General features: G+C 47.8%; 7 protein-coding genes. 2 read left to right on the plus strand and 5 right to left on the minus strand.

From position 1 onward, the window contains the following. Positions 1-12: 12 nt before the first annotated feature. The 5 genes from araA to ABIX36_RS04250 form a co-directional block, all read right to left on the minus strand. Positions 13-1,503: an L-arabinose isomerase gene (araA, locus tag ABIX36_RS04230; protein WP_348080917.1), complete on the minus strand. Its 1,491-nt coding sequence runs from the start codon at positions 1,501-1,503 to the stop codon at positions 13-15. A 103-nt stretch (positions 1,504-1,606) separates the two neighbouring features. Next, positions 1,607-3,010 carry a glycoside hydrolase family 27 protein gene (locus ABIX36_RS04235; RefSeq protein WP_348080918.1) on the minus strand — a complete coding sequence of 468 codons (1,404 nt, stop codon included), beginning with the start codon at positions 3,008-3,010 and terminating at the stop codon, positions 1,607-1,609. A 3-nt stretch (positions 3,011-3,013) separates the two neighbouring features. Then, entirely contained in the window at positions 3,014-3,715 is a 702-nt protein-coding gene (locus tag ABIX36_RS04240; protein WP_348080919.1) for an L-ribulose-5-phosphate 4-epimerase, read from the minus strand. 2 nt (positions 3,716-3,717) lie between these two features. Next, entirely contained in the window at positions 3,718-5,424 is a 1,707-nt protein-coding gene (locus ABIX36_RS04245) for a ribulokinase (RefSeq protein WP_348080920.1), read from the minus strand. 100 nt (positions 5,425-5,524) lie between these two features. Next, on the minus strand, positions 5,525-6,232 hold the full coding sequence (locus tag ABIX36_RS04250; RefSeq protein ID WP_348080921.1) for an NUDIX domain-containing protein: 708 nt from the start codon (positions 6,230-6,232) through the stop codon (positions 5,525-5,527). A 370-nt stretch (positions 6,233-6,602) separates the two neighbouring features. Here ABIX36_RS04250 and ABIX36_RS04255 point away from each other — a divergent pair, with 370 nt between their 5' ends. Beyond that, on the plus strand, positions 6,603-7,778 hold the full coding sequence (locus ABIX36_RS04255) for an aldose epimerase family protein (RefSeq protein ID WP_348080922.1): 1,176 nt from the start codon (positions 6,603-6,605) through the stop codon (positions 7,776-7,778). Positions 7,779-7,816: 38 nt separating this feature from the next. Continuing rightward, positions 7,817-9,793, plus strand: a complete 1,977-nt coding sequence (locus ABIX36_RS04260) for an alpha-L-arabinofuranosidase C-terminal domain-containing protein (protein WP_348080923.1) — start codon at positions 7,817-7,819, stop codon at positions 9,791-9,793. The last annotated feature ends 213 nt before the right edge of the window (positions 9,794-10,006 follow it).

Below are 10,006 nucleotides of genomic sequence, written 5' to 3' on the forward strand. Positions count from 1 at the left end.
GTGTTTTAATTTCTATCGGTATGCTACCTCGTTCCAGCGCAACTCGTTACGGAACTGGGCTATGTTAGTGTCCTTGCCTATGCGTAAAAACTCAATGCCTGCCATATCAGCAAAATCCTGCAGATGCTCGGCGGTTAAATTTTGGCTGTAAGCGGTATGGTGGGCGCCACCGGCGTAGATCCAGGCTGCGCAACCGGTTTTCATATCGGGCAGTGGTTTCCATAGTACGCGTGCTACCGGCAGGTTTGGCAGGTCGTTTTGCGGCTCAACGGCTTCTACTTCGTTTATCAGCAAACGGAAACGATTGCCCATATCTATCAGCGATGCATTGAGTGCATTGCCTCCGGCTACGTTAAATACCAAACGTGCAGGGTCGGCTTTACCGCCAATGCCCAGTGGGTGCACTTCTAAAGAAGCCTTGCCATTTGCTAAAGAAGAATCTATCTCCAGCATGTGCGAACCCAAAACCAGTTCGTTGCTCGGGTCGAAGTGGTAGGTGTAATCTTCCATAAAGGCGTTGCCACCTGCAAGGCCGCTGCCCATTACTTTAAATGCACGTACCAGCGCGGCCGTTTTCCAGTCGCCTTCACCTGCAAAGCCGTAGCCGGCTTCCATTAAACGCTGCGATGCTATGCCCGGCAGTTGCACCATGCCGTGCAGGTCTTCAAACGTATCGCTAAAGCCTTTAAAGCCGCCATCTTCCAGGAACTTTTTTAAGCCAAGCTCAATTTTAGCAGCTTCGTAAACAGATGAGTAGCGTTCGCCACCTTTTGCAAGCGAGGCATCCATGGTATAAGTTGCTTCGTATTCATCGGTAAGTGCAGTAACCTCGGCCTCAGTGATGCTATCTATCACAGCTACCAGGTCGCCTATGCCATAGGTATTTACCGAGAAACCAAACTTGGTTTCGGCCTCTACTTTATCGCCGTCGGTTACAGCTACAAAACGCATGTTATCGCCAAAGCGGGCAAATTTTGCGCCCTGCCAGTCGTACCAGCCAGCTGCTGCACGTGCCCAGGCATCTATCTGACCCAGCACTTCGGTATCCTGCCAGTGGCCAACCACTACTTTGCGGTTTTTGCGCAGGCGCGATACCATGAAGCCAAACTCGCGGTCGCCGTGGGCGCTTTGGTTCAGGTTCATAAAATCCATATCAATACTGCTCCACGGAATATCGCGGTTGTATTGCGTATGCAGATGAAGCATTGGTTTTTGTAGGATGTTGAGCCCGCGGATCCACATTTTGGCAGGGGAGAAGGTGTGCATCCAGGTGATGATACCAATACAGTTTGGCGCAACATTGGCCTCCTGCAGGGTTTGGTAGATCTCGTCGGTGCTTTTTACCACGGGTTTATAAACCACGCGTACAGGCATCTGCCCGGCGCTGTTTAAACCCTCGGCTATATGTTTGGAGTGTTCGGCAACCTGCCTTAAGGTTTCCTCGCCATATAAATTCTGGCTGCCGGTAATAAACCAAACTTCAAATGTTTTAAGATCGATCATTGTATATAATTAGTGATTGAGTGAATTAGCGACTGAGTGATTTCTATTAGTTTGTCTTTTGTCTTTCGTCTTTGTTCCTGGGTCTATGTTCCTGGGTCTATCCTTACTGTGGTGATACCCTCAGCAGCGCCGCGCCGTGCAGGTTTATATTTTGCTGATAGGCTTTTTTAAACTGCCCGAGGTCCTGCTTCTTCCACAGGTCGCGCACTTTTACTTTGCCTTTGATACCGATGGCCGCCAGATCAACTGCAACGCTTTTATTTACATCGCCGATATTGAACAGCGCCACGTACACATCCTTGCTGCCCTGTACCTGCGAATACCAAACCATCGCCCCATCTTTTTTGTAAAGCTGTTTTGGGTTTTCGCCGTTTTGGTTAGCGCCAAGCACCTCGGCATTGGTAAACAATTTCAGTTCCAGCTCACGATTTTCGGGCAGGTTACCGCCAATCATCAGGGGCGAGCGGTAAATGCTCCAGAACGTCATGTGCGTGTATTGTTCATCTTCGGTAAAACGGCTGTAGCGCTCGTTGCCAACCGGACCGCGTTTAGATAGTTTACCTATCTGGATCATGTCTGCATCCGGCCAATGGCCCGGGCCGCCAACACCTTCCCAGCTTTTGGCGTAATCAAACATGTGCAGTATCTCTTTCCAGTTGTCCCAAAAGTCATCTGCCATGCGCCACATGTTGGCGTATTTGGTGGCGTGGGCAGCCTGTGCCACCGGGGTTTCGCCCGGCGAAAGGCTCAGCACCATTGGCCTGCCGCAGTTTTGAATAGCTTTTTGATAACCCTCTACCTCTGCGTTGCTGTAGGGGCGGGACAGGTCATCAACCTTTATAAAATCTACATCCCAGCTGGCGTACAATTCTAATATAGAATTCAGGTATTCCTGTGCGCCCGGCTTGCTCATGTTGAGGCCATACATATGGTTCATCCATGGGCATTTAGAATTGGTATCGGCAACCATATCCGCGGTGATACCGTTGGTGCCTTTTACCGGCGATTTGCTCCAAACCGCCTGCCTTGGGATCCCCCGCATTACGTGGATGCCAAATTTTAAACCCTTGCTATGTACATAATCCGACAGTGATTTAAACCCTTTGCCATCAAGCGCCGAGGGAAATTTATTAGGCTGCGGCATCAAACGCCCCCATTTATCCATAGTAAGCCAGGGCACATACGAGCCATCCCACAAACGCATCTGGAAAGGGTTACCTATGTTGCTGCCCGGAGGATTATCGTAGCTCCATAAAAAATCTACCACAATATATTCCCAGCCGAAGGGTTTTAACTTTTCGGCCATGTAATCGGTATTGGCTTTTACTTCGTCCTCGTGCACGGCCGAACCAAAACAGTTGTAGCTATTCCAACCCATTGGCGGGGTAGCGGCCACTTTATTTTGTGCCGATGCGCTCATGCAAAAAAAGCAGGTAGCTAATATGGCGAGGTAACGGAATTTCATTGCTTGTGTATGTCTTTTGTCTTTAATCTTTACGTCTTTCATCTATTAACTCTGCCCGTAATACGAATCCGGCCCGTGTTTTCTTTCGAAATGTTTCTTTATCAGTGCGTCTTTCAGGCGCGGTGCGTTAACGTTTATTTGTTCGGTGAGGAGGGCCATTTGGGCAACACTCTCCAAAACAGCGCTGTTGTAAACCGCTTTGTCGGCAGTTTTACCCCAGGTAAAAGGGGCGTGGTTGCCTACTAACACCATCTCCACTTCTTCGTAGCTTAACCCCAGTTCTGTAAAATGATCGATGATCTGGAAACCAGTTTGGTACTCGTAATCCCCCTGGATCATCTCGTCGCTCATAGGCGGCGCACAGGGGATATCGGTGGTAAGGTGGTCGGCATGGGTAGTACCAAAAATGGGGATACACCTTTGCGACTGCGCCCAGGCCGTTGCGTAGGTAGAATGCGTGTGCACAATCCCGCCAATTTTTGGCCAGTTCTTATACAAAACGGCATGCGTTTTTGTATCTGAAGAGGGGCGGTGACTGCCTTCAACGGTATTGCCATCAAAATCTACAATTACCATTTTCTCCGGTGATAATTCGTCGTAAGGTACACCGCTGGGTTTAATAGCAAATACGCCCAGCTCACGGTCGGCAGCGCTTACGTTGCCAAAGGTGAACAGCACCAGCCCAAGTTTGGGGAGCTGCATGTTTGCCTCATAAGCCTTTTGTTTAATATGTTGGTACTGGCTCATGCTTACGCGTTTTGGAGTTGAGTGCTTGCTTTAAGCGCTGTTTGCTGCGCGATGTAGCTACCCAGGATTTTATATTGCTGGTAGCGTTTTTCGTATACAGCGTTTAATTCGGCATTTGGCTCATAGCTAACATCAAAGCCCCGGCCCATGGCTTGCATGGCAGCTTCCACATCGGGATAAATGCCGGCAACAACAGCTGCAAACATAGCAGCGCCTAATGCGCAGGTATGTTTAAACTGGTGGATGCGGATTGGCATTCCCAAAATATCAGACATCATTTGCATCACAAAAGGTGATTTTTTAGCCACGCCGCCAATGCCGATGATCCCCTTAACCGGGATCCCTTCGCTGATAAAGCGCTCCACAATACTTTTGGCACCGAAACAGGTAGCCTCCGCCAGCGCACGGAAAACGCGCGGGGCATCGCTTCCCAAATTCAGCCCGCTGATAACGCCTTTTAATGCCTGGTTAGCATCCGGCGTGCGGCGGCCGTTGAACCAGTCTATCGCCAGTTCGTTAGTTTCTTCTATAGGTAAAAGCGCGGCCTGTCGGCTTAGCTCAGGTATGATCAGTTCAGAAAGTTCTTCTTTTAAAGCCTCTGCGGTAGCGGCATCTATCAGGGTAGATTGGGCCAACAGGTTATTAACCGGCCAGCTCACCAGGTTTTTAAACCAGGCGTAGGTATCGCCAAAGGCAGATTGCCCGGCTTCTAATCCGGCCATCCCGGGGATAACCGAGCCGTTTACCTGCCCGCAGATGCCTTTAACCAATTTGCCATCTATCTCGGCAGATGGCGCCACTAAAATATCGCAGGTAGAAGTGCCCATTACTTTACTTAAAAAGTAGGGTTCTATCTGACCGCCAACTGCACCCATATGCGCATCGAAAGCGCCGGTGCCTATTACCACATCGGTGGACAGGCCTAAGCGTTGCGCCCATTCCGCGCTTAAATTGCCTGCGGCAACATCTGCGGTATAAGTTTCGGTATATAGTTTTGAGGTGATGCCTGTCAAAAGCGGATCAAGCGAGCTAAAGAAATTATCGGGCGGTAAGCCACCAAATTCTTCGGCCCAAAGCGCTTTGTGCCCTGCCGAGCAGCGGCCGCGTTTAATATCGGCTACGTTTGTTCCGCCGGTTAGCAGGAATGGCACCCAATCGCAATGCTCTACCCAGGAGTGCAGTGCGTTTGCAACAGCGCTATCTACTCTTACTACATGCAGCAGTTTAGCCCAAAACCATTCCGAAGAATAAATTCCGCCTACATATTTAAGGTAATTGGGTTCAAAGTTTTCGGCATGGGCATTTATTTCTTCGGCTTCTTTAATGCCGGTATGGTCTTTCCACAAAACAAACATGGCGTTTGGGTTTGTTTGGAACTGCGGCAACAGCGCAAGAGGTGTGCCTGTGGCATCAACTGCGACAGGTGTAGAGCCGGTAGTATCTACCGAGATGCCTTTTATAGCCTGCGCGATAGCTTCGCCGCCGGCAATTTTTATACAATCTTTAATGGTGGTTTCCAGGCCTTCTATATAATCTAAAGGATGCTGTCTGAACTGGTTTTCTGAAGGCACGCAATACAAACCATCGCGCCAGCGGGGATAATTAAACACCGAGGAGGCAATTTCCTGGCCGTTTGCTGCATTAACAATTACTGAGCGGACCGAATCCGACCCATAGTCGACCCCGATCACGTACTGATCCTTACTCATATTTAATGTTATAATTGAGTGTCGAAATAACACTTATTTTTTTACAAAAAGAAATTTTTACGAAAAAACATTTAATTTTTTCTAAAAAGCTGTCCGTTATTTAATTCTGAAGGGAATCCGGGTTAGGGATAATATTGATAAATGCCTGAAAATTAGCGTAATACTTCTGCATATTCAGCTGGTAATAGTATGCGCCGCGCTTAGAGCCGGCTTTATCCTTATCGGTTAGTTTAATGAGCAAGCCGGTGGCCAAAACGCGTTTACTGAAATTGCGTTTATCAATACTGGTGTTAAAAACACTCTCGTAAAGGTTTTGCAGCTGTGGTAAAGTGAAGCGGGAGGGGAGCAGCTCGAACAAAATAGGGTGCAGAGCGGCCTTGTAACGGATGCTTTTTTTAGCCAGCTCAACCATTTCCTGGTGATCGAAAATGAGCTTGGGGATGCGTTTCAGGGGCACCCATTCGGCGTGGAAATCGGTGCTTATTTGTTTTTCGTACTTGTGTATATCTACCAGCGCGAAGTAACTAACTGATATTGTGCGCTCTATGGGGTCTCGGTTGGTTTCGCCGAAGGAATACATCTGCTCGAGATAAACGCCCTCTAAGCCGGTTAATTGCTTTAATATGCGGTTGGCTGCCTGGTCCAGGCTTTCGGTCGCCTGTACAAATCCGCCCATCAGGCTCCACTTATCCTTCTCGGGGTTAAAGCTGCGTTTAATAAGCAACAGCTTTAAAGTTTCGCCGTCAAAACCAAAAACAATACAATCTACCGCTATTAAAAACCTGCTTTGTTTAGAATATTTGGTCATGCTTGTACTGGGTGGTTGTGTAATTGTTGGCGGCAAATATAGTTTACGATAACTGATAAAAAATAATTTATTTATTTTATGTTAACAAGCGGTGCTTTTTAGCTATAAAGCTCATTGGTAATAGTGTAGAGATCACACCAATAATATGAAAATATTTTAAGTGTTTATTTCACAATTAATAAAATTTAATTTTACCTTCGATTTTAAATACACGCGGAAAATAAACGAAAGACGAAGAGAGCAGCAGGCAACAGCCCCGTGAGCGCTTGGGAAAATCGGCCATTATTTGCGTGGGATACCAATTATAAAATCAAACAAAAGGCTGCAAAACGCGAAGTTTTTAAGTCTGAAATTTCCTGAAATATTAATTATGAGAGCAAAAAATAACACCCTTGTTTTTTTAAGCGGCTGCGCTTTAGTTTTATTAGCTGCCTGCAAAGGCCCGGCCACCGGTGGCAGTGATGGCAAAGATACCGCTGCTGCTGTCGCTGTAACAGATACCCTCAACCCAAAAAATTTTGAAGCGGTTATCAATGGCAAAAACACCAAACTTTATACGCTTACCAATAAAAGCGGCGCCAGCGTAAGCATCACCAATTACGGTGGTAGGGTGGTTAGCCTGATGGTGCCCGATAAAGCCGGCAAACTGGTTGATGTGGTGCTTGGCTATGACAGCGTACAAACCTATCAGAAAAAAGGGGAGCCTTATTTTGGTGCTATTATTGGCCGCTATGGCAACCGCATTGCAAAAGGCAAATTCACCGTAGGCGGTAAAGCATACCAGGCAGATGTAAACGATGGCGTTAATACCCTGCACGGCGGGCGCAAAGGGTTTTTTGGACAAGTGTTTGATGCCGAACAAAGCGGGCAAACATTAAACCTTACCTACACCTCGCCTGATGGCGAAGGCGGCTATCCAGGAAAGTTAACGGTTAAGGTTACCTACACACTTACTGACGATAACGCGTTAAAAATAGAATATACCGCCAATACCGATAAAGAAACTATCGTAAACTTAACCAACCACGCCTATTTTAACCTGAACGGCGCGGGCGACAGCACCATATTAAATAACACACTAATGATAGCTGCCGATGGCATTACCCCGGTGGATACCACACTGATCCCAACGGGTAAAATTCAACCGGTTAAGGGCACGCCTTTCGATTTTACTACCGCTAAAGCTATTGGTAAAGATATTGGCACAACCGATGAGCAGTTAAAGAACGGCAAGGGTTACGATCATAATTTTGTGCTGAACAAAAACGACGGCAGCAAACCTATTGCCATAGCAAGCAGCCCGGTAACAGGCATTACCATGGAGGTTTACACGGTTGAACCCGGACTGCAATTTTATAGCGGTAACTTTTTAACAGGTGCCACGCACGATGGTAAGGGTGGTAAAGCATACGTTCTGCGTTCGGCATTTTGCCTGGAAACACAACATTTTCCTGATTCGCCAAACCAGCCGGCTTTCCCTTCAACCGTGTTAAAACCAGGCCAAACGTATCATACAAGCAGCACCTACAAGTTTTTAAACAAATAATAAGCGGCCACAGCCTTATGGCGATGTATTAGAACCCCATGATCATTAAAAGAGCATTTTTTACGGCCTGTGCTATGGCGGCCTTAGCAACGGCCCAGGCGCAAACGCCAAAGGTTTATACCATTGAAGCGGATAAGGTGAAGGCGCATATAGAGCCAACCATGTACGGTATTTTTTTCGAGGACATCAACCTTGCGGCAGATGGCGGCGTGTATGCCGAACTGGTGAAGAACCGTTCGTTCGAATTCGACAGCCATTTGGCGGGCTGGAAAGAGCAGCAGAAAAACGGCGGCAAAGGCAGTGTAGCGGTTATTGACCGTACCGCAGAGCGCCCCGAGAACGCGCATACCATAAAAGTAAATGTAGAAAACAATACAGGTTCCTTCGGCCTGTCAAACGAGGGTTTCCGCGGGATGGGGATCAAAAAAGGGGAGGGCTACAGTTTTACGGTTACCGCCCGTAAACCCGCTGGCAGCCTGGTTAAGTTGATTGTAGAACTGCATAATGCTAAGGGAGCGGTTATTGGTACAGGTACCTTAACGCCAACATCTGCAGATTGGAAAAAGTACAACGTGAAATTCACTGCCACCGCTACCGAAAACAAGGCCTCGCTGTATGTTTGGCTGAAGGGTAAGGGTTCGGTAGACCTGGATATGGTATCGCTGTTTCCGCAGCACACCTGGAAAAACCGCCCTGCCGGCCTGCGTGCCGACCTGGTGCAAAAACTGTACGATATGAAGCCCGGTTTCCTGAGGTTCCCCGGCGGATGTATTGTGGAAGGCCGCGACCTGGTGAACCGTTACCAATGGAAAAAGAGCATAGGCGATATAGATAAGCGCGAAAACATTATTAACCGCTGGAACATGGAGTTTAAGCACCGCCCCGCGCCCGATTATTACCAGACTTTTGGCCTGGGTTTTATGGAGTACTTTATGACAGCCGAGGACATTGGTGCCTCGCCACTGCCGATACTGAACTGTGGGATGGCCTGCCAGTTTAACACCGGGCAACTGGTTCCGTTAGAAGAGCTTGACCCATACGTACAGGATGCTTTGGACCTGATAGAATTTGCTAACGGCGGCCCCGATACCAAATGGGGTAAGCTGCGTGCCGACCTTGGCCACCCAAAAACCTTTAACCTGAAAATGCTGGGCGTGGGTAACGAGCAATGGGGCGACCAATACATTGCCCGCTGGAAGATCTTCACCAAAGCAATTAAGGACAAGTACCCCTACATCAAAATTATATCGAGCGTTGGCCCAAGTCCCGATGGTGATGACTTTAATAAGCTGGATAAATTCTTCCGCGGTATGAACGCCGATATTTTGGATGAGCATTACTACAGAGCCCCGAAATGGTTTTTAGATAATGCCAAACGCTACGATAACTACGACCGTAAGGGCCCTAAGATCTTCGCCGGCGAATATGCTGCGCAAAGTGTGGCCATCGCCAGCCCCGATAATAAAAATAACTGGGAGTGCGCCTTGTCCGAAGCCGCGTTTATGACCGGCCTGGAACGCAACGCCGATGTGGTGAATATGGCATCGTACGCACCGCTGTTCGCCCATGTGGATGGCTGGCAATGGACGCCCGATCTGATCTGGTTTGATAACCTGCGCTCGTACGCCACACCAAATTACTATGTGCAGCAACTGTTCTCGCTTAACAAAGGCACCGATGTGGTTCCCTTGTTGAAAGACGGCGAAATGGTAAGCGGTCAGGATGGTGCTTATGCCACCGCCAGTATTGATAAAAAAACAAAGGAACTCATCATCAAATTCATTAACAGCACCGATAAGGCACAACCGGTATCGTTTAACATCAGCGGAGCAGCTGCCTACCAAAAAACGGCGGTAGTAACCACACTTGGTAACTATAAAAAGGATGCGGAGAACTCGTTGGATGCACCGAAAGCGGTATCTCCGGTGAAGAGTACGATGATTGTGAGCGGTAAATCGGTTAAGGTAACCGTAGAGCCTGCTACGTTTAAAGTAATCAGGATGAAAATGATTTAAACGCTGGCTAACACGGTACATTTTAGCTCCTCTGGGAAAGCAATAGGCCATCAGAAGACAGTGTTATTGAATTTCTTTACGGTTTCATAATAAAAGATTTAGGATTTATGGTGTGACCCGTCCTGAAATAACTATACACTAAAAAAAGGTGTATGAAAATAGAGGATGAAGATTTAATAAGATCGGGTCGGCTCTTCGCAGGGGTTCATTTCC

This window comes from Mucilaginibacter sp. (assembly GCF_039925265.1).
Classification (GTDB): Bacteria; Bacteroidota; Bacteroidia; order Sphingobacteriales; family Sphingobacteriaceae; genus Mucilaginibacter.

Bases quoted from the DNA above. Each gene is read 5' to 3' on its own strand.
- araA (WP_348080917.1), bottom strand. From the start codon at position 1,503: ATGATCGATCTTAAAACATTTGAAGTTTGGTTTATTACCGGCAGCCAG.
- ABIX36_RS04235 (WP_348080918.1), bottom strand. From the start codon at position 3,010: ATGAAAGACGTAAAGATTAAAGACAAAAGACATACACAAGCAATGAAA.
- ABIX36_RS04240 (WP_348080919.1), bottom strand. From the start codon at position 3,715: ATGAGCCAGTACCAACATATTAAACAAAAGGCTTATGAGGCAAACATG.
- ABIX36_RS04245 (WP_348080920.1), bottom strand. From the start codon at position 5,424: ATGAGTAAGGATCAGTACGTGATCGGGGTCGACTATGGGTCGGATTCG.
- ABIX36_RS04250 (WP_348080921.1), bottom strand. From the start codon at position 6,232: ATGACCAAATATTCTAAACAAAGCAGGTTTTTAATAGCGGTAGATTGT.
- ABIX36_RS04255 (WP_348080922.1), top strand. From the start codon at position 6,603: ATGAGAGCAAAAAATAACACCCTTGTTTTTTTAAGCGGCTGCGCTTTA.
- ABIX36_RS04260 (WP_348080923.1), top strand. From the start codon at position 7,817: ATGATCATTAAAAGAGCATTTTTTACGGCCTGTGCTATGGCGGCCTTA.